Origin of the sequence: Streptomyces sp. 2A115 (assembly GCF_052245575.1) — a bacterium.
Lineage (GTDB): Bacteria > Actinomycetota > Actinomycetes > Streptomycetales > Streptomycetaceae > Streptomyces.
In genome coordinates, this window is the sequence record NZ_JBQQCG010000026.1 from 1 (window position 1) to 18,742 (window position 18,742).

Consider the following 18,742-nt stretch of genomic DNA (forward strand, 5'->3'; position numbering starts at 1 on the left):
CCGCCCCGCCGGAGCCGCATCCCCCCGGGACCCCCCAGCCACACCGGCCTGAATGGCCAACGGCGCGGACCCCTTCCCAAACTCGACCATCCAGTCCGCGGTCTCCGCCCGCACCAACTCCGTCACGTCCTCGGAGAACCGCCGCAACACCCCGAGACACCGCTCGGCAGCCTCCCCGGCGGTCCCTTCCGTGGGCCCGAGAACCTCCCGCACACACTCCGACGCCCAGTCGAACTGAAGCACCTGCAACCGCCGCTGCACGGCCTGAGCGGTGGCCACATCCCTTATCCACCCGGACGTGACCCCGAAGAAACGGTCCCCCGCCACACACGCGACCCCGAGCAACAACGCCAGATACCCCCAGGTAGCGGCCCCGCCGAGCACTCCGGCGAGATCGAGCAGCGGCAACGCGCCTCCGGCAACCCCACCCACGGCCGCGCCGTACCGCAACGCCCGCGCCCCCCGCCGCTTCCACACCCGGTCGGCGAGATACCAGGACGCCGTGGCCAGTGCCCCCGCCTCCACCCACCGGTACAGCTCATGAAGCCGCTCGGCGGGCTCCCCCCAGTCCCCGAGCGGAAACGCCCGCCCCATCAGGTCGTCAGGCGGCTCACCCTCCTGCCCCGCACCATCACCCCGACCGTCGTCGTCCTGGGCCGACCCCTCGGGCTGCATGTCCGGCTGGCTCACCCGACGCTCCCTACTCATGACGTTGCGTGACGGCAATGTGGCGCGAGGTGCTCATGCGCCGCTCCTTTACTACCTCCCAATGGGTGGCGATAGCCCTGGTTTCGGAGGTTTTCCGCTCGGACGTGGGCGTTGATCAGGTATAGGCCAACCTGTCGTGTCACTCGAAAGAGTGCTGGGGCGACGGCTGCGTAGACCACGTAGGCTCGTGCCAAGGCGGGAACACCGCCGGACAGGCGTACGGCCAGCACCATTCACGGCCGTACACACAGCCGTACACAAAGTCGTAGACGTAGCCGTACTCACAGTCGTACTCACAGCCGTACGAAACCAGGAGCTGATCGTGATTCCCGGTGGTGGCCAGCCCAATATGCAGCAGCTGCTCCAGCAGGCCCAGAAGATGCAGCAGGACCTCGCGAACGCACAGGAGGAGCTGGCGCGGACGGAGGTCGACGGCCAGGCGGGCGGCGGCCTGGTGAAGGCGACGGTGACGGGCTCCGGCGAGCTGCGTGCCCTGGTCATCGATCCCAAGGCCGTCGATCCGGAGGACACCGAGACCCTGGCCGACCTGATCGTCGCGGCGGTCCAGGCGGCCAACGAGAACGCCCAGACCCTCCAGCAGCAGAAGCTCGGCCCGCTGGCCCAGGGCCTGGGCGGCGGCAGCGGCATCCCTGGCCTGCCGTTCTAAGTCAACCCGGCAGTCTCTTCTAAGAAGGCCGGGCGCCAACTACCGTACGTACCAAGAAGGCAAGCCCGACTACGGTACGTACCCAGTAAGCGAGCGAGTGGGAACAGGAAGGCAATCCGTTGTACGAAGGCGTGGTCCAGGACCTCATCGACGAACTGGGGCGGCTCCCCGGCGTCGGTCCCAAGAGCGCGCAGCGGATCGCCTTCCACATCCTCCAGGCGGAGCCGACGGACGTGCGCCGTCTCGCGCAGTGCCTGATGGAGGTCAAGGCGAAGGTCCGCTTCTGCGCGACCTGCGGCAACGTCGCTCAGGAAGAGCTGTGCAACATCTGCCGCGACACCCGCCGCGACCTCTCCGTCATCTGCGTGGTGGAGGAGCCGAAGGACGTGGTCGCGATCGAGCGGACGCGTGAGTTCCGGGGCAAGTACCACGTCCTGGGCGGCGCGATCAGCCCGATCGAGGGTGTGGGCCCGGACGACCTGCGTATAAGGGAGCTGTTGGCGAGGCTGGCCGACGGCGCGGTCACGGAGCTCATCCTGGCCACGGACCCGAACCTGGAGGGCGAGGCCACAGCCACGTACCTCGCCCGCATGATCAAGCCCATGGGCCTCAGAGTGACCCGCCTGGCCAGCGGTCTGCCGGTAGGCGGTGACCTGGAGTACGCCGATGAGGTAACTCTGGGCCGGGCCTTCGAGGGGAGGCGGTTGCTCGATGTCTGAGAACGCCCCGCGGACGAGGTCACCCTGGGCCGCGCCTTCGAGGGAAGGCGGCTGTTGGATGTCTGAACGCGCACTGGGTGCACCAGGCGTACTTCGTGTTCGTGACGAAGTTCTTGAGGAAGTTCATGAGGAAGGTCGGCTTCTAGATGTCTGACGCCACGCTGCACGCGACCAGCCAGGACCCCGACGACTTCGCGGTCCAGATCGCGGACCAGGTCGAGAGCTTCGTCGTCGCGGTCACCGAGGTGGCCAAGGGTGACGAGCCGGACTCGGCCGTCCCCTTCCTCCTCCTGGAGGTCTCCCAGCTCATGCTGGCCGGCGGCCGGCTGGGCGCGCACGAGGACATCGTCCCGGACGAGCGCTACGAGCCCGACCTGGGCCCCGAGCCGGACGTCGACGATCTCCGCGAACGCCTGGCGACCATGCTGGAGCCGATCGACGTCTACTCGGAGGTCTTCGACCCCTACGAGCCCCGCAAGGCCCGGGTGCCCGCCCGTATCTCGGACGACCTGGCCGATGTCATCACGGACCTCCGCCACGGCATGGCCCACTATCGCGCGGGCCGCACCACCGAGGCCCTGTGGTGGTGGCAGTTCTCGTACTTCTCCAACTGGGGCTCCACGGCGTCGGCGACGCTGCGGGCCTTGCAGTCGCTGGTCGCCCATGTCCGCCTGAACCAGCCCCTGGAGGAACTGGACGGCCTCGACACCGACCAGGACCTCAGCGAGGACGCCCTCGCGGAGGAGGCCGGCAAGGTGATGGCCGAGGAGATCGCGGAGCCGTTGGGGTTGCGGACGGTCAAGTAGCGGGGTTTTTCCGTACGTTGTTGTGGGGACTGATCAGTCCGGAGGCGGGAGCAGGATGTCGACGACGTCGCGGAGCGGGCCGATCAGGTCGTCGGGTGTCGCGTCGCTCAAGGGCTGCAGGCCAACGGCGGATCGTACGACGGCGACCCCGACACCCAGCGCGACCAGGAGTTCCGCCCTCAGCAGGCGTTCGTCGCCGTCCTGAGTGCAACGCCCGACACGACGTTCAACGGATTCGCCGTTTCCCTCTGAGCGGCGCAGCGCACCTTGCAGGTCGGCGTGCCTCACCAGCCCCCCGCAAGGTGCCTGTCATGCCCGACGTGCCAGGTCAGACGTGCCAGGTCAGACGTACCAGGTCAGCAGCCGGCGGACGAGGTGTAGGAAGCGCTTCTCCAAGCGCCATTGAGGTAGATGTGGTAGACCCCGTCGATCCGCCGGAAGGTGACCTGCCCCGAGTTCTCCCATCCGACGTACCTGATGTCCCGGTTGTTGCCGAGGTCGACGAGGGAGTTGTCCGCCTTGCCCATCGTGATGGGCCCCGCGCTGCCGTCGTCGCCCAGGCCGTACCAATTCTGGTAGGCCCTGGTGGCCGCGATGGTGCCGCTGCCGAAGTCGCAGTCGATGGGTCCGGTGTAGAAGCCTTCGGCCCGGAGGACCAACTGCCACAGCGCCACCGCCCGGGTGTTGTTGTTGGAGTTGTAATCCAGGGGCCCCTCGTCGCCCCAGTCGTTCCTCACACCGGTGTTGCCCCAGTCGGCGCCACCGATGACGCCGCTGGAGACCGACGCGCCGGCCGTCGGCGCCGTCAGGACTCCGCCGCAGGCGATGGCCGCGGCGGTGAGAGCGAGGGTGAGGCGCTTGGAAGGTCGCAACTTGTGTCCTTTCATACGACGGCAGTCGTCACCGAGCCGTCGAGGTCGCATGTCGTGGTTTTCGGTGTTGCGGCGCGGCCGGGGCGGCGGGGCACGGCGCCGTAGTCGCCCTGGTGGCACTGGGACTGCCGGCGGCGGCTTGTCATGGATCCGTGCCGACCGGATTCGTATCCGGGGCTCGCTCAATGAGTGGGCCCCGGATACGAATCCGGGGGTCGCTCAATGAGTGATCGTCTTCACGCCGCAGGTTTCGCAGCTCTTGTGCTCTGTCTTCGTGAACGTGTATCCGCTGGGGGTTGAAGCGTCAGCTTTTCGAGCGTCGTGGATCCAACTACTCGTGCGAGCGCTGCCACCGGCGGTGGGCTTCATCGTCACCCGCAGCCAGGCATGGCCGGAGCAGGAGCCTGAGAGCTTCTGGGAGTACGCGTAGTGGTGCTCGCTGTATCCCGTGTACCCACAGCTGCCACGGCTCAGGTCAACCGACCCAGCGTGCGCCTGCGCCGCGGTGGCAGTGAAGAGGGCGAGGCTTGTCGCTGCCCCCGCTGCCAGAAATCCCCGAGTGATGTTGTGCCTCAATCGCGCCATTGATTCCTCCGCCTCCTAATTGATGAGGTCATGCGTGGTCATGCGTGGACGACCGGGCCGTCCGCGGTGAGTTCGGTGTCCGCGGTGAGTTCGGTGCACAGCCCGTGCGCCCGTCACTCCCCCCGGCGTCACGGGCTGTTGGTCACACCGTGGGGCAGGGATGTGGCGATAACCTTGCGATAACCTTGCTTGGCTGGTCAGCGGGTGGTTGAGGGCCCGGTGTGGCGGAGGCGCACCCGAGAGGCAGGCCATGCGGAGCAGCGCCGGGGAGGCATGGTGGAGTTTCCGCCGCAGGGGCCGGTGGAGTTACGGGGCGCGGACCGCTCGGTGGATCTGGGTCCTGCAGAACAACGCACGGTCTCGGCGGTGTTGTCGGTAACGCGGGCCGCTGGGTGACGGTGGAGACGCTGATCGACCGGGCCCGGAGTGAAGACGCGCCCGCTCAGGCCATTCCGGTCGGTCAGGGTATGGGCGAGTCGGCGATGCGGCGGTACTCCGCTTCGGCCAATACGGACAGGCCGTGGGCACCGCGCGTCCCGGACAGGGCTTGCGCCTGTTCGAGTTGGGCCAGGGCATCGGTCCTGCGATCGGGCGACGCGGCCAGGGCGATGCCGGCCTTGATGCGGGCGATTGCTTCGTAGAGCGGCATACGGCAGGTGCTGAACACCTCAGCGGCCTCCTGCGCGAACCGCGCCGCGACAATCGCGGTGTCCTGCCGGGCGAGGTGGAGCTCGGCGCTGGAGAGCGCGATGAAGGCCCGCTGGTGGTGTGGTCCGTCAGGACTGGCCGAGGCCGCCGCCCGGTCCGCCCACGAGCCGGCGGCGGCGAGATCACCCCTGGCCAGCTCCGCGCTGGTCAGCAGCCCGAACCACAGAGCGCGCATCGAAGCCTCGAACCTGAGCAGGTCGGGGCCACCGCCTGCGCGGGTGACCATGCGGACGCAGCCGTCCGGGTCACCGTTGAAGAGCATGGACTGACCGAGAATCCCGAGCGCGATCGACCTGACCTGTGAGGGCCCGGGATCATCGGCCGTGTTCACGGAGGCCGCCAGCTTCTCGAAGATGGAATTGGCCGTGGCGTAGTCGCCTTGCCACAGGCGAGTCGCGGCGAGCACGGCGGAGGCGAACGAGGACGCCTCTTCGCTGCCGACCACCGACGCGACTTCCAGCGCCTCCTCAGCGCATCTGCTCGCGTCGTCCAGGCGTCCGAGGAGCAGGTGGGCGTGCGCGGAGGCGGCGAACAGGTCGCTGAGCAACAGGCTGTTGCCAGTACGGCGGGACAACTCGAGTCCCTGGCCGAGATGTTGCAGCGCCGAGTCGTAGCGGCCCTGCAGCAGTTCCGTCCAGCCGATCACAGAAAGGGCGTCGATGTACTCCGGCCGCTCACTCTGCGCTCCGCCGAGCGTCTCGAGCAGTTGGCCGAGGTGGGCGCGGGAGCGGGCGTGTTCGCCGGTCGAAGCGTACGCAAGCGCCAGCAGCCCTCGGGCCAGGGCGAGCCGTGGCGGGTCGCCCGCTCTCTGTGCCGAAACAAGTGCCTGTTCGCTCCAGCGGACCGCTGTGGAGAACTCATCCGTGCGCTGTGCGATGGCGGCGAGCGCCATCTCCAGCTCCGCGATGTCGTGCTCCGACCGGCCGTCCCGGTCCTCCAACTCGCGTAGCAGCAAACGCATTGCCTGCTGGTACCCGCCGAGCATCCACTCCATCGTGGCTTGTGCGACGACGACCCGGACCCGCATGTTCCCCGCCTGCGCAGGCAGCAGCGAGGCCGTGGCACGCAGCTGGTCACGGCTTTCTCGCAGCCGTCCGGCCGCGCCGAGCGCGCCGGCCTTCTGGAACCACAGTTCCGGCCTCAGGCGGCCGTCGTCACCCAGCAGCCGGAGGGCTTCCCCTGTCCAATGCGCGGCGGTGGCCGGAGCGATGGTCAGCACGTCGCGGGCAGCCCGCGCCAGCAGATCCGCCGCCTTCTCGTCACCCGGATGTGCCGATCGCTGTACGTGCGAGGCCTGGGCGGCCGACGAGGCTCCGCGCGCCGCCAGGCACTCCGCGGCGCGGCCATGCGCGCTGATCAGCCAGCCGGCGCCCGCCCCTTCGTACACGGCGGCACGCACGAGCGGATGGCGGAACCTGAACTGGCCCGGGGCTCCCACCGGCCGCACCATGTCGTGTGCGGCGAGTTCGTCGAGGGCTGTCAGAGTGCGCGCTTGATCGGCCCCGGCGACGGCCGCGACCATCGTGGCCGTGAAGGAGTCGCCGAGAACCGCGGCCACCCGTGCGGAGAGCCGCGCCGGATCCGACAGGCCCTCCAGCTCCGCCAGGAGCGAGTCCCGCACTGGTCGGGGCACGTCTCGCACGGAGGCTGCCGGATCCAACGGGACGGCCGCCGCGAGCTGCTCGGAGGGCATCCGGGTCAGCGCTTCCAGGTAGAACGGATTGCCGCCGCTGACCTCGTACAGCTGCCGCCAGCGCCCTGGGCCCATGTCGCTCGGGAACAGCTGTACCGCGTCGGTGGACGACAGCGGACCCAGTCTCACCCGGGACAACCGGCTGTCCGCCCCGGCCCGGGCCAAGGCCGCCGACAGACGAGGCGGAATCTGCCGAGGACGGTGGGCAAGCGCGAGCAGCACCCGTGCCGGCGGATGCCGTATCAGGTGGTCGATCAACTCAGCGGTCGCGTCGTCCGCCCAGTGCAGATCGTCCAGGCTGAGTACAAGCCCCCGGCCACCACCGCCCATGGCTTCCGGTCCACCACCGGCCATGGCTTCCAGTAACGACCGCACTGCCCGGTGGAGCCAGTACCGCTCGGCCCGCACCGGCCCCGCCGCCAGGCGGTCGTCCCACAGTGCGGGAAAGACAGCACCGAGTTGGCGCACGGCCGCCTTCGGCAACGCGTCCACAGGGTTGCCGCCCGGGACCGCGGAAGCGAGGTGGTCGTCCAGCGCGTCCACGAAGGCACCGTACGGAGCCTGGTCGAACTGCACGCTGCGCCCGGCCAGCACAAGCAGCCCATGCTGCCTCGCCCGCTCGCCCAGCTCGGCGAGCAGGCGCGTCTTGCCGATACCCGGTTCACCGGCGAGCTCCACCACGTGCGCCTGGGTGCCGGGCCCACCCGTGGCCACGTCCTCGAGGACGCCGTCGAACATCGCCATCTCTTCGGCACGTCCCACCAGTCGGCCGCTCAGACGGCTGACCGCTGCGGGATGCGTCCCGACGGTGGCCACCGCCGGGCGGCGGGTGCCTCCCGGACTCTCGCCGCGGTCGGCCCGGCCGGGGGCGGTGTCCTCGCCACGCAGAATCGTCTGATGCAGCCGCCGCACCTCGGGTCCCGGGTCGGTACCGAGTTCCTCGGCCAGCCGCTCCCGTAAGGCCCCGAAACAGGCAAGGGCTTCCGGACCGCGTCCGCCGATGTGCAGCGCCCTCATCAACGCTGCGGCGAGCGGCTCAACCAGCGGGTGCTCGGCGACCAGATCAGGCAGCCGACCGACCACCGCCGCATGGTTGCCCGCTTCCAGCTCGCAGTCGGCCCAGGCAACCAGCGCGGCGACGTACTCCTGCTTCCAGCTTTCCCGGGCCCGGACCACCCCGGGCCCGGGCAGTCCGACCAAGGGTTCTCCCCGCCACAACGCACATGCCTGACGCAGCAGCAGCGCGCGTTCCCCCTGCGTGCGGGCAGATCCGTGGGCCTGCTCGACCAGACGCCGGAAGCGGTGCAGGTCCACTTGGTCCGGGGCCACGTCGAGCAGATATCCGTCGGCGCGGCGCAGGACGCGCGGTGGTGTGGTGAGGTCGCTGTACTCGGGAACCGGGGTGCCCGGTGTCGCCTCCAGGAGCCTCCGGATCCGGGCGATGTGCGAATAGAGCGAGGCGCGGGCCCCGGCAGGCGGGCGCTCACCCCACAGCCGGTCGATCAGCGTGTCGACCGGGACCGGCCGGCCGGCCTCTGCCAGCAGGAAGGCGAGTACGGCCCGACGCTGCGGCGGGCCGGGCTCCATGGCTCGGCCGGCCACGCGTAGCTCCAACGGGCCCAGCAGTCGAAAATCCGTCATGCCAACCCGTCTGATCCGTCCGCTCCACCACCTTGGGTGCGGGTCCATAACAGCAGTCGCATGCGGGGTGGACAAGGTTTCGACAAGGTTGTCGCCAGGGCGGGACGCCACCATCGACGCATACACCGCCGAGCGGCCGAGCAGGCCGGCGCCCACGGGCACGGAACGAGCCAAGGGCTTCGGCGACGGGGGCAGGTCGCTCGGCGGTGTCGGCAGGAGGAACGCTCGCCCCGCGCCGGACCGGTGCGCCCGGTGCCAACAGGAAGTACATCCACCGGAAGCCGACCGCCTCGCGGCCGACGGACTCCGCGTCACCGTCCGCCGCCTCGATGAGATCCGCGGCGGCCTGTTCCCCCGCGTACGCCCTGGATGCGGACCGCGTCGAAGTGGACGCCGCAGACGCGGAGCCGGTGGCCGGGGAGGGGGAGACCTGGCGGGCCGACCTGACCGGCGGTTCAGCCGCCGGTCACTCGGTGCGCAGCGCCGTGGCCGTGCGGGTCCCGGCCGCCCAGCCGGCCGGGAGCAGTGCGCCCAGCACGGCGATCGCGATCCCGGCCAGCCCCAGCAGCACCAGGCGCGGAGCGTCGAACACATCGAGGACCGACGGCGGCAGATTGGTGCCCGCCGCGTGCCCCATCACCGGCAGCACGAAGCCGTGCAGCGCGAACCCGGCCGGCACGCCGATCAGTCCGCCGAGCACGCCGATCCCGGCCACCGAGGCGAGCACGAGGCTCACCGTCTGGCGCGGTGACATGCCGAGTGCCTTGCAGACGCCCATGTCGTGGACGCGTTCCCGGGTGTCGAGGACGACGGAGTTGAGTACGCCGAGGCCCGCTACGGAGACCAGCATGAGGGTGAGCAGGACCGCCATCGCCTCCAGGACGAGGATCATGTTCTCCTGCTCCGAGGGGGATTTGATCATGACGTCGCCGCCCAGGGGCCGCACCGCGGCGGCGAGTTTCCCGGCATAGTCGGCGGGGGAGACGCCCGGCTTCACGTCGATGGCGAAGGTGTCGGGCTCGGCCGCGGGGAAGCTGTCGAGGTCCGCGTGGATCCGCATGCCGTCGTCCGAGGTGTCGAAGGCCTCGCCGACGATCCGCAGGGTCTGTGTGTCGTTCTGGAGGGTCACCCGCACCTTGTCGCCGATCCTGGTGCCGGTCCTCTCCAGGAAACCCGTCGGCACGACCATCTGTCCCGCACCGCCGATCCAGTGCCCGGAGATCATCTCGTAGCTGCCGGAACGTGAATCGCCCTGGTAGAGGCCGGCCCGGACCGAACCGGAGATCCCGGCCACGGTGACCTCCTTGTAGGACAGGCCGTAGTACGAGGCGGTGTCCGCCTGTGCCTCGATGGCGGCGCGGACCCGTGCCGGGTCGGCGGAGGGGAGTTCGTCGACCCCTTCGGCGGGGCGAGGCCCGCCGTTGCCGGTCGGTGCGCCGTTGATGGCGGTGACCTCGGCGCGCTCCTCGGGCTCCTGCGCGTGGCCGATCGCGGTCAGGGACAAGGTCAGCCCCATCGCGAAAGTCGCCGCGACGGTGCCGAAGGCCACCGCGAGCAGCATCGCGAGCGCCCGGACCGGGTGGGCGAAGGGGCTTGCGAGGCCGTAGGTCACCGCCCGTGGCAGCGGCAGCCGCCCCGCCGCGCGGTGTGCCCACTGGCCGCGCCCCGTGCGCGGCGCCCGGCCGACCGCGATGGCCTCGGCCGTACGCAGCCGTCCGGCCCGCAGCGCGGGCACCAGCGCCGCGATCCCGACGACGAGCAGCGCGCCGGCCGCCACCACGACGTCCACCCACCAGGCCACGGAGAGCGAGGCGGTGCCGTACACCGACTCGGTGTCCGCCAGCAGCGGCATGGCCAGGACATTTCCCAGTACGACCCCCAGTGCGATGCCGGCGCCGGCCGGGATCAGCGCCTGGGCCACATAGGCGCGTACGACCTCACGCGGTGTGAAGCCGATGGCCTTGAGGATGCCGATCCTGCGCAGGCTGGTGCCGACCGCGCCGCTGATCACACTGCCGACGATGATCACCGACATCACGATGCCGAGCACGCCGAACGCGATCAGGAACGGGATCGTCGGCGCCGCGCCCTGATCGGCGGCGCGCTTGGCGTCCAGCCAGGATTCGGCGCCCAGCAGCGCTCCCGACGGCACGGCGGCGGCGAGCTTCTTCCGGTCGGCGGCGATCTGCCCCTTCGTCGAGGCGGAGTCGAAGCGGTAGAGCATCTGACTCGTGACCGGGCTGTCCTTCGACCCCAGTGCCCTGACCTGCCCGGGGGTCGCCCAGGCATCGGCGGTCCTGGCGGCCGACATGGCGAAGCCGACGACCGTCAGGGTCTGGCTGTCCGCCGCGTCCGAAGTCCTCAGGGTGGAGCCGGCCTTGAGGAAGGGTCCCTCGAACGACGCGGAGAGCACGACCTCGCCCGGCTTCGCCGCCCACCGGCCGGACTTGAGGTCCAGGTCGTCCACGTCGCCGTGCGGACCGGACCGCCCGACCAGGGCAAGTCCGGGCAGGTGCCCGCCGTTCGCATCCACCGGGTGGACGGTCGTGGACGGGTACGGCCCCGCGCTCGCGGTGACGCCGGCCAGCCGCCCGGTCGCCTCGATGTCCGCCGTACTCACTTCGGCCGGATCGAACTGCGCTGTGATGTGCGCTCCGTGCTGCTTCGCGAAGGCGTGGTCGAAGGGCGCGTTCGCGGCGACCATGAGCGACCCGGCGACCACGGCCGAGGCCACGGCCATCATCGTGGCGATGGCGATCACGATCGTCTGCACCCGTCGCCGGCCCACCCCGGAGCGTACGACCCGGCCGAGCGCACCCGAGCCCCAGCGGCTCATCGGACGGCCGCCGCACGCGTGTCGAGGGCGAGGTGACCGTCGACCAGATGAATCGTGCGGCTCGCGCACGACTCCGCCAGCGCCAGGTCGTGTGTGACCAGCACGATGGTCTGCCCGCCGCGGTGCAGATCCACCAGCAGTTCCCGTACGTCATGGCCCGACGCGGTGTCGAGCGCGCCGGTCGGCTCGTCGGCGAGCAGCAGCGCGGGCCGGTTGACCAGCGCGCGGGCCACCGCGACCCGCTGGCGTTCACCGCCGGACAGCCGGCCCGGGTAGGCGCGGGCGTGCTTGGTGATGCCGAGCACCTCCATGAGCTCACCGGCGCGGGCCGCGGCCTTGCGCCGCGGGGTGCCCGTCAGCTGGGCGGGGAGCTGGATGTTGTCGGCGACGGTGAGGTCGTCGAGCAGATTGAAGAACTGGAAGACCATGCCGATCCGCTCGCGGCGGAACCGGGCCAGCGCGTGCTCGGTCAGCTGGTCGATCCGCCGCCCGGCCACGGTCACGGCCCCTTCGGTCGGCTTGTCCAGTCCGGCGACGAGGTTCAGCAGCGTGGACTTGCCGCTGCCGGAAGGGCCCGTCACGGCGAGCGCCTCGCCCTGTTCGACGGTGAGCGTGAGCGGTCCGAGCGCGGGCGCGCCGGCGCTGTCGTACCGCTTGGCCACGCCCTCCAGTTGGATCACCTGAGTCATTGGAGTGTCCGTCCTTACGCTCGAGAGGGCCTCTGCCGGTTCCAGAACGTAGGGGCGGCCGCGCGCCGGGCGCGTCGGCCGCGGCACCGACGTCCGGCCCTTCCCCCGGAGGATCCGGCCGCGGGGTCATCCCTGCGACGTACTCCTCCCGGACAAGATCCTGGGCGCGCAGGCTGATGCGGGCCGCGGCGGGCGGGTCACACAATGAGCCGGTGGACACGGAGGACCGGCGAGGATGGCGGCAGCAACTGCGCGACGCGCTACGGCCGGAGGCGAGGCCCGCCCCGCTGTCGCGCGGGGCGGTGCGCGTCGACGTGGTGCTGGCGGTCGTGCTGACCGTCATCGCGCTGATCGTGGCGGCGCGTTATCCCGACAGCGGGCCGGTTCAGATCACGCGCGACGCTCCCTTTCCGCCCCCGCCCCCGCCCGCTCCGGGCCTCCCGGTGCCGGAGGAGCAGTCCTCGTCGCCGGTCTGGCCGCTCGTCGTGCTGTCGGCGCTGCCGCTGGCGGCCCGGCGCCGGTATCCGCTGGCCGCGTTCGCGGTGGTGCTGGGCGCGACGCTGGTCATGGTCGACGACGCCTCCTGGATGAACGTGGTGACCTGCGTCATCGGCGCGTACAGCGCTGTCGTCCACAGCCGCTACCGGATGCGCGCGATGGCCGGACTGGTCGTCGCCGCCGTGCTGGCCGGTCTCGCGTTCCGCAGGACGGAGCCCATCCTGCCGGGCTGGTCGAGCCCGGCGGTCGTGCTGCTGATCGCCGGGGTGCTGGCCAGTCTGGTCCGATTCTGGCAGCGGCAGTTGACGGCGAGCCGGGACCGGTACGCGAAGCTGCAGCGGGCCCAGGAAGAGGCCACGCGCCGGGCCATCGAGGAGGAACGGTCCCGGATCGCCGCCGAGTTGCACGACGTCGTGACCCACAATGTGAGCGTGATGGTGATTCAGGCGGGCGCGGCGCGCAAGGTGATGGACGCGGCGCCCGAGCGGTCGAAGGCGGCCCTGCTCGCGGTCGAGGCCGGCGGACGGGCCGCCATGGCCGAACTGCGCCATGTGATGGGCCTGCTCGCGGGCCCGGACCACGAGCGCCCCGACGGCCTCGCGCCCCAACCCGGGCTCGGGCAGCTCGACGCCCTGGTCGAGCGGGTGCGCGGCGCCGGGACACCGGTGCACGTCGCGGTGTCGCTGCCACCGGACCCGCTGCCGCCCGGCGTGGACCTCGCGGCGTACCGGGTCGTCCAGGAGGCGCTGACCAACACGATCAGGCACGCGCCCGGCGCCGACGCCTCCGTCACGATCGGCTACGCCGACGACTGCCTCGAACTCGAGGTCACCGACACCGGTGGTGTGCGGGACGCCCGGCCGGCGGAGGGCAACGGCCGCGGCCTCATCGGACTGCGTGAGCGGCTGGCGGTCTACGGCGGCGAACTGACGGCCGGGCCCACCCTTGCCGGCGGCTACCGGATCAAGGCCCGAGTCCCCCGGCGGACGGCATGAGCGGAGCGCCCCTGCGCGCCGTCATCGCCGACGACCAGGCCTTGGTGCGCACGGGCTTCGGGATGATCCTCGCCGCCGACGGCATCGAGGTGACGGCCGAGGCGGCCGACGGAGTCCAGGCGGTCGACGCGGTCCGCCGCACCCGGCCCGACATCGTGCTCATGGACATCCGGATGCCGCGGATGGACGGCATCGAGGCGACCCGGCGGATCCTCGCCGACGGCGGCCCGGACGGCACCAGGGTCATCATCCTGACCACCTACGATCTCGACCACTACGTCTACGCCGCGCTCTCCGCCGGAGCAAGTGGCTTCCTGCTCAAGGACGTCACCCCCGAGTACCTGGTGACCGCCGTACGTCTGGTGCGGTCCGGCGACGCCCTGCTGGCACCGGCGATCACCCGTCGGCTGATCGAACGCTTCGCGCGGCGCGACGAGCCCCGGATCACCACCGCGCACCGCGATCTGTCCGGCCTGACACCGCGCGAACTCGAGGTGCTCCGCCTGCTCGCGACGGGCCTCAGCAACGCCGAGCTCGCCGACCTCCTGGTCCTCAGCCCGACCACGGTCAAGACGCACATCGGCCGCATCCTGTCGAAGCTGGACCTCCGCGACCGCGTCCAGGCCGTGGTGATGGCGTACGAGACGGGGCTGATCGCCCCGGGAGGCGGTGCGTGACTCCGCGCCGGTCCCGTTACTGTCCGTTCCCCTGTCTGTGTTTTGTCTGTGCGATGTCTGTGTTGTCGTTCCGTGTCGGGCCCAGTGCACACTTTGCCTTCCCCGTGGCCGATTTCGTGCGGTGATCTCCGCCTCATCTCCATGGCCTCTATGACCCGAAAAGGGTGTGCCGCGGACGGCGATCCGGCCGTCGGCGCCTGCTCTTCGATCTTGCGTAACCAGCCCGCCACCTGGGGGCCCTGGCGAATTGGACGAACCTTGGATGAGTGCTGGATCTGTGCTGGGCAGACCTTTACCAGTGTGACGAGAGGGTTGGGATCGTTCCCGCCGCAAGGGAACGAATCAGCCCCCCCAGCACAGGAGTTGTCATGCAGCGTCACATACGAACCCGCGCCGCGATCGTCGCCGCCGCCCTCGTGGCCGCCGGAGCCGTCACCGTCGGTGTCAGCCAGGCCGAGCCGGTGAAGCAGGCCAAGCCCGCCAAGTCCAAGGCCGCGGCGCCCACCAAGGCGGAGATCGCCGGGCTCTTCGACGAGTGGAACGCGGCTCTGCAGACCAGAGACCCCGAGAAGGTCGCCGACCTCTACGCCCCCGACGCGGTGCTGCTGCCCACCCTTTCGCCCGAGGTCCGTACCGACCGCGCGGGCATAGTGGACTACATGGAGCACTTCCTGGCGAAGAAGCCGAAGGGCGAGATGGTCAAGCAGGTCGTCAACGTCCTCGACTCCAACTCGGCGATCGACGCCGGTCTGTACGACTTCCACCTGACGAACCCGGACACCGGTGAGAAGACCACGGCCAAGGCGCGCTTCACCTTCGAGTACGAGAAGCGCGGCGGCAAGTGGCTGATCGTCAACCACCACTCCTCGGCGCTGCCCGTCGCAAGCTGAAGCGGACGCACAGCCCCCCGCCCGGAGCGTCCCGTAGTTCCACCGCACCGCCGTCATCCGTGACCAACTGCTTGACGATGGCCAGGCCGAGCCCCGAGCCGGACCGGCCCGTCAGGCCCTGGCCGCGCCAGAAGCGGTCGAAGGCGCGGGACTTCTCCTGGTCGGACATACCGGGGCCCTGATCCCGCACGGACAGCACCACCTGATCGGCACGGGCCGACACCCGGACGGTGATCGTGCCACCGTCCGGGGACACCTCCAGGGCGTTCGACAGCACGTTGTCCAGCACCTGGTCCAGGTGACCCGGGCTGGCCAGCACGAGCGGCCGGCCCTCGACCTCCTCCTCCAGCGCGATGGTCACTCCGCGCTCGTCGGCGGCCGGCCGCCACACGGAGAAGCGTTCCTCGATCACGTCGAGCAGTTGGAGCGGCTCGGCCGCGGACACCTTCGCCTCCGCGCGCGCGAGCACCAGCAGGCCGTTCACCAGGCGGCTCATCCGGACCACTTCGGAGGTGGCCTGCTCCACGTCCTCCCGTACGAAGTCGTCGTCGGTCCCGTCCGCGATGTTGTCCAGGGAGAGCCGCAGCGCCGTCAGCGGAGTACGCAGTTGGTGCGAGGCGTCGGCCACGAAGATCCGCTGGGAGGCGATCAGGCTGTCGAGGCGTTCGCCGGCCGAGTTGAGCGTGCGGGCCAGTTGCTGGGTTTCGTGCGGGCCCGTGACCGGTGAGCGTGCCGTCAGATCGCCGTCGCTGAAACGGGTCGCCATGTCGTTGAGCTGTCGCAGCGGGCGGGTGAGGCGGCGGGCCACGTAGGCGCCGATGAGGGCGGCCACGGTCAGCACGCTCACCGCGAGGATCGCCCGGAAGCCCCAGATGTTCCACAGCCGCGCGCTCAGGTCGGAGGTCGCGTACCGGATGCGCACCGCGCCCACGGTCCGGTCCTTGTCGTCCGTCGCCCTGGCGGGGACCGTGATCACGAGGTGGCGGCCCCAGACGAAGGACGAGCCCCAGTCGACCGTCGAGCGGCCGCCGTCGCGCAGGGCTTCTGTCACGGCGCTGTCGCGGGGAGCGAGGGGGAGTGTGCCGACCCGCGTCCCGTCGGACAGCGCGACCTGCACGGTTCCGGGCGTCTCCACCGCGTACGCCGACGCCATCTGCACCAGCGCCTGCCGCGACGACGGTTCGCCGTCCGCCAGCAGCAGCGCCATCGTGGTGGCTTCCCGCCGTACGGACTCCTCGGTGTCCCCGCGCAGCTGGGCGGTCAGCGTGAACGCCACCGGCACGGTGAAGGCCGTCAGCGCCACGGCCACCAGGAGTACGTAACTGACAATCAGCTGACGAATCATGACGGACCATCAGCTCCGGAAGTCCCGGGTCCGTCAGAAGCCCTGGAGCTGTCAGAAGTCCTGGAGCCGTCAGAAGTCCGGGACGCGTCGGAAGTCCCGGAGGCTTCGAGTGTCCCGGAGGCGTCGGGTGTCCCGGACGGTTGCTCCCGCGTGATCTCCAGGCGGAACCCGACCCCCCGTACCGCCTCGATCGTGACGGCGCCCGCCAGCTTGCGTCGCAGCGCCGCGACGTGGACGTCCAGCGTCTTCGTCGGGCCGAACCAGTTCGCGTCCCAGACCGCTTCCATGATCTGCTCGCGCGACATCAGCGCGCCCGGCTCCTCGGTGAGGAAGGCCAGCAGGTCGTACTCCTTGGGCGTGAGGGCCACCTCGGTGCCGTCCAGCCGGACGCGGGCCGCCTTGCGGTCGACGGTCAGCCGGGATCCGTACTGGTCCGGGGCGCTCTCCGCCGCCGTACGCGGCTGGACGCGCCGCATCACCGCTCTTATCCGCGCGATGACCTCACGCACACCGAAGGGCTTGGACACGTAGTCGTCGGCGCCGAGCTCCAGGCCGACCACGCGGTCCGTCTCGTCGCTGCGCGCGCTGATCACGATGATCGGTACGTCTCCGCGCTCCCGCAGCGCCTTGCAGACGTCGAGTCCGTCGGTGTCGGGCAGGCCGAGATCGAGGAGTACGACGTCGTACGGATCCTCGTGGGCCAGGGCGGCACCGCCCGTGCCGACCCACGCCACCTCGAAGCCGTATCGCTGCAGCCCGCGCCGGAGCGACTGGGCGACCGGCTCGTCGTCTTCCACCAGGAGTACGCGCACAAGCGGAACCTTAGTGCTTGAAATTTAAGGCTCCGGGGGCTGGGACGGGTGCCCGTGTGACGCGCCGCACTTTGCGAGTGGGCCGGGGTTGAGCAGGGCAGGTGCGGTCCTGGAGCGGCCGGATGGCCGGACGGTCCCGATGGCCGGACGGTTTCCATTACCGGCGCCGGAAGCCGGATGACCGGGGTGATCACGTCGTGAGCGGGACATCTCACGATGCGATATCCCCGGGGTGGAATTCGGCCGCTCGTTAGACTGAGCCGACCGCAGTCGTGCGGTACGAGACGGACTGAGCGAGGAGCGCACGTGGGCCTTGTCGTGCAGAAGTACGGAGGCTCCTCCGTAGCCGATGCCGAGGGCATCAAGCGTGTCGCCAAGCGAATCGTCGACGCCAAGAAGAACGGCCACCAGGTCGTTGTCGTGGTGTCGGCGATGGGTGACACGACGGATGAGTTGATCGATCTCGCCGAGCAGGTATCGCCGATTCCTGCCGGGCGCGAGTTCGACATGCTGCTGACCGCCGGAGAGCGGATCTCCATGGCCCTGCTGGCGATGGCGATCAAAAACCTGGGGCACGAAGCCCAGTCGTTCACCGGCAGTCAGGCGGGTGTCATCACCGACTCGGTCCACAACAAAGCGCGGATCATCGATGTCACACCGGGCCGGATCAGGACGGCGCTGGACGAGGGCAACATCGCGATCGTCGCCGGATTCCAGGGTGTCTCCCAGGACAAGAAGGACATCACCACGCTGGGGCGCGGTGGGTCCGACACCACGGCCGTCGCGCTGGCCGCCGCCCTCGACGCCGAGGTCTGTGAGATCTACACGGACGTCGACGGTGTGTTCACCGCCGACCCGCGCGTGGTGAAGAAGGCCCGGAAGATCGACTGGATCTCTTCCGAGGACATGCTGGAGCTCGCCGCCTCCGGTTCCAAGGTGCTGCTGCACCGCTGCGTCGAGTACGCACGCCGTTACAACATCCCGATCCACGTCCGCTCGTCCTTCTCCGGACTGCCGGGCACCTGGGTCAGCAACGAGAATCCGCAAGGGGACACTCAGGTGGAGCACGCCATCATCTCCGGAGTCGCCCACGACGTCTCCGAAGCGAAGATCACGGTCGTCGGTGTCCCGGACAAGCCGGGTGAGGCCGCGGTGATCTTCCGCGCCATCGCGGACGCCGAGATCAACATCGACATGATCGTGCAGAACGTGTCGGCGGCCTCCACGGGCCTCACCGACATCTCCTTCACCCTCCCCAAGGCCGAGGGCCACAAGGCCATCGACGCCCTGAAGAAGGCGAAGGACGCGATCGGCTTCGACTCGCTGCGCTACGACGACCAGATCGGCAAGATCTCCCTGGTCGGCGCCGGAATGAAGACCAACCCGGGAGTCACCGCCTCCTTCTTCCAGGCGCTGTCCGACGCGGGCGTCAACATCGAGCTGATCTCGACCTCCGAGATCCGCATCTCCGTCGTGACCCGCCAGGACGACGTCAACGAGGCCGTGCGCGCCGTGCACACCGCCTTCGGGCTCGACTCCGACAGCGACGAGGCCGTCGTCTACGGAGGCACCGGGCGATGACCGGCTACGGAGGCACCGGG

At 70.1% G+C, this 18,742-nt stretch carries 13 protein-coding genes and 2 pseudogenes; 7 read left to right on the forward strand and 8 right to left on the reverse strand.

The genetic code is table 11. The annotated features are described in order from the left end of the window. Positions 1-690: SLATT domain-containing protein (locus ACTWQR_RS23065; protein ID WP_443229033.1), on the reverse strand; the 690-nt coding region annotated here is incomplete at its 3' end. Positions 691-1,030: 340 nt separating this feature from the next. Here ACTWQR_RS23065 and ACTWQR_RS23070 point away from each other — a divergent pair. From ACTWQR_RS23070 to ACTWQR_RS23080, 3 genes and pseudogenes are all read left to right on the forward strand, one after another. Beyond that, complete coding sequence (locus ACTWQR_RS23070; RefSeq protein ID WP_099504834.1) at positions 1,031-1,375, forward strand: YbaB/EbfC family nucleoid-associated protein; 345 nt, start codon at positions 1,031-1,033, stop codon at positions 1,373-1,375. 119 nt (positions 1,376-1,494) lie between these two features. Beyond that, positions 1,495-2,160 (forward strand): annotated as a pseudogene (gene recR, locus ACTWQR_RS23075) (recombination mediator RecR). 80 nt (positions 2,161-2,240) lie between these two features. After that, positions 2,241-2,900 carry a DUF5063 domain-containing protein gene (locus ACTWQR_RS23080; RefSeq protein WP_443229034.1) on the forward strand — a complete coding sequence of 220 codons (660 nt, stop codon included), beginning with the start codon at positions 2,241-2,243 and terminating at the stop codon, positions 2,898-2,900. A 33-nt stretch (positions 2,901-2,933) separates the two neighbouring features. Here ACTWQR_RS23080 and ACTWQR_RS23085 read toward each other — a convergent pair whose 3' ends face one another. The 5 genes from ACTWQR_RS23085 to ACTWQR_RS23105 all read right to left on the reverse strand — a co-directional run bounded on the left by ACTWQR_RS23085 (position 2,934) and on the right by ACTWQR_RS23105 (position 11,924). After that, complete coding sequence (locus ACTWQR_RS23085; RefSeq protein ID WP_443229035.1) at positions 2,934-3,188, reverse strand: TetR/AcrR family transcriptional regulator; 255 nt, start codon at positions 3,186-3,188, stop codon at positions 2,934-2,936. 68 nt (positions 3,189-3,256) lie between these two features. After that, complete coding sequence (locus tag ACTWQR_RS23090; protein WP_443229036.1) at positions 3,257-3,772, reverse strand: peptidoglycan-binding domain-containing protein; 516 nt, start codon at positions 3,770-3,772, stop codon at positions 3,257-3,259. A gap of 1,045 nt (positions 3,773-4,817) precedes the next feature. Beyond that, positions 4,818-8,399, reverse strand: a complete 3,582-nt coding sequence (locus ACTWQR_RS23095; protein ID WP_443229037.1) for a BTAD domain-containing putative transcriptional regulator — start codon at positions 8,397-8,399, stop codon at positions 4,818-4,820. A gap of 466 nt (positions 8,400-8,865) precedes the next feature. After that, positions 8,866-11,235, reverse strand: a complete 2,370-nt coding sequence (locus ACTWQR_RS23100) for an ABC transporter permease (protein WP_443229038.1) — start codon at positions 11,233-11,235, stop codon at positions 8,866-8,868. Then, positions 11,232-11,924, reverse strand: coding sequence for an ABC transporter ATP-binding protein (locus ACTWQR_RS23105; RefSeq protein ID WP_443229039.1), 693 nt, complete (start codon positions 11,922-11,924; stop codon positions 11,232-11,234). The genes ACTWQR_RS23100 and ACTWQR_RS23105 overlap by 4 nt, the downstream gene beginning before the upstream one ends. Before the next feature lie 212 nt (positions 11,925-12,136). Here ACTWQR_RS23105 and ACTWQR_RS23110 point away from each other — a divergent pair, with 212 nt between their 5' ends. The 3 genes from ACTWQR_RS23110 to ACTWQR_RS23120 all read left to right on the forward strand — a co-directional run bounded on the left by ACTWQR_RS23110 (position 12,137) and on the right by ACTWQR_RS23120 (position 14,984). Further along, on the forward strand, positions 12,137-13,417 hold the full coding sequence (locus ACTWQR_RS23110; RefSeq protein ID WP_443229040.1) for a sensor histidine kinase: 1,281 nt from the start codon (positions 12,137-12,139) through the stop codon (positions 13,415-13,417). Continuing rightward, the gene (locus ACTWQR_RS23115; RefSeq protein ID WP_443229041.1) at positions 13,414-14,094 is read left to right on the forward strand and encodes a response regulator; all 681 of its coding nucleotides are present in this window, start codon (positions 13,414-13,416) and stop codon (positions 14,092-14,094) included. Before ACTWQR_RS23110 ends, ACTWQR_RS23115 begins: the two co-directional genes overlap by 4 nt. A 368-nt stretch (positions 14,095-14,462) precedes the next feature. Continuing rightward, on the forward strand, positions 14,463-14,984 hold the full coding sequence (locus tag ACTWQR_RS23120; protein WP_443229042.1) for an SgcJ/EcaC family oxidoreductase: 522 nt from the start codon (positions 14,463-14,465) through the stop codon (positions 14,982-14,984). Here ACTWQR_RS23120 and ACTWQR_RS23125 read toward each other — a convergent pair. Then, complete coding sequence (locus ACTWQR_RS23125) at positions 14,947-16,329, reverse strand: sensor histidine kinase (protein ID WP_443229043.1); 1,383 nt, start codon at positions 16,327-16,329, stop codon at positions 14,947-14,949. The two genes, ACTWQR_RS23120 and ACTWQR_RS23125, sit on opposite strands and share 38 nt — an antisense overlap. Before the next feature lie 128 nt (positions 16,330-16,457). Further along, a pseudogene (locus ACTWQR_RS23130) lies at positions 16,458-17,141 on the reverse strand (response regulator transcription factor); the annotation flags it as partial. Positions 17,142-17,447: 306 nt separating this feature from the next. Between ACTWQR_RS23130 and ACTWQR_RS23135 the strand changes: the two are divergent. After that, positions 17,448-18,722 (forward strand): aspartate kinase, encoded by a 1,275-nt coding sequence (locus ACTWQR_RS23135; protein WP_443229044.1) that lies wholly within the window; start codon positions 17,448-17,450, stop codon positions 18,720-18,722. Positions 18,723-18,742 lie beyond the last annotated feature (20 nt).